Origin of the sequence: Paenisporosarcina sp. TG20 (assembly GCF_000286315.1) — a bacterium.
Classification (GTDB): domain Bacteria; phylum Bacillota; class Bacilli; order Bacillales_A; family Planococcaceae; genus Paenisporosarcina.
Genome location: NZ_ALJG01000066.1, coordinates 1 through 1,422 on the forward strand (window position 1 = coordinate 1; position 1,422 = coordinate 1,422).

Annotated in this window: 1 protein-coding gene; it reads right to left on the reverse strand. The window is 38.0% G+C overall.

Annotated elements, in window-relative coordinates:
- Window positions 1–95 precede the first annotated feature (95 nt).
- Window positions 96–1,422: group II intron reverse transcriptase/maturase (gene ltrA / locus B371_RS20950; RefSeq protein ID WP_019412388.1), on the reverse strand; the 1,327-nt coding region annotated here is incomplete at its 5' end.

The window sequence follows — 1,422 nt, forward strand, 5'->3', positions numbered from 1 at the left end:
ATAAAGTAGGGAAACCATTTTCATGGCTTCCCCCTTATCAAACCGCACGTGCCCTATTTAGGCATACGGCTTACCAATATGTTACAAATGAGTTTCTAGTGTGATGCGTTCCAGGCATTCTGCATCTTTTCCAAGCGTTTCGGTGAAAAGTAATTTTCACCTTTTCTCTTGGCACGGAGTTTGGACAACTCATATTTGTGTTTTGCTTTTGCTTTCTTTTCTTGAGCGAATTCGTCAAGTGATTGACCAAGAGCTTTATTGAGATATAACCATAAACTTGGGATAAGTTTAATGGCTATAAAGAAGTCATTATTCCATTTGTACCTCATTTTATATTCCTTGATTTGACTGGGATGTTTATGCATGAAAGCCACACGTAATCTCTTACGGATATAGCCATCTAGATTATCCAGAATCCTACGGATTTTTCTAGTGACACAATGACTTGCTTGACCAAGTTCTAAGTTCTCTTTAATCGCTTCTATTACGAGCACATAGTAATTTACTTTCCCTCTTATAATAGGGTTCACTCGGTTTACCCATTCCATCTTGTCTAAGGTGAGAACCTTAGGCGTTTTCCTCTTGATTTTAAGTCGAAAGTCTTTAATCGACTCTGCTTTTGGAATAACGAAGAAAACAGGCTTCCCTTTCTTACCTATCTGCCAATGTTGAAACGTAAAACCTAGGAAATCAAAGTCGTCTTTCTTGAAATCAACCACTTTTGTTTTCCCTTCCGCGATTTCAAGACCAAGTTCTTTTAATTTCGACTTTGTAATCCCAACTGCTTTCTGTATATCTTCCTTGCTCTTCGCGAATATCAGAAAGTCATCTGCGTATCTTACAAAGCGTAATCCATGCAAGTCAAGCTCCCAGTCCAATTCATTGAGGTAGGTATTTGCTAGTAATGGTGATATGACTCCACCCTGCGGTGTACCAGACTCAATATCTAATACCTTGCCGTCTTCCATGTAACCTGACTTCAAAAATTGTTCAATGAGTCCTAATGCTGTCCTGTCTGATATATATTTCTTTAACACTTTCATCAGACTTTTATGTGGAATATTATCGAAGAATCCTTTTATATCTGCATCGTAGATGTAGTTATATCCTGATTCAATATTCCACAGGATAATTTGTAACGCTCTCTTTACTCCACGATTTGGTCGATAACCAACTGACCAGTTATGAAATAAGGTTTCCTCGAACTTTGGTTGAAGTATGTTTACTAAGCTTTGTTGGACAACACGGTCTTCAATTGTTGGTATCCCTAGAGGTCGCATCTTTCCATCTTTCTTTGGAATATAGACACGTTTTACTGGACTTGGTTGATACTCTTTACTACGGAGTCTTCCCAATAGGTCTAAGATATTTTCTTCAAGGCTCAACTCATAACTTTCAATCGTTTCACCATCTATACCTCCA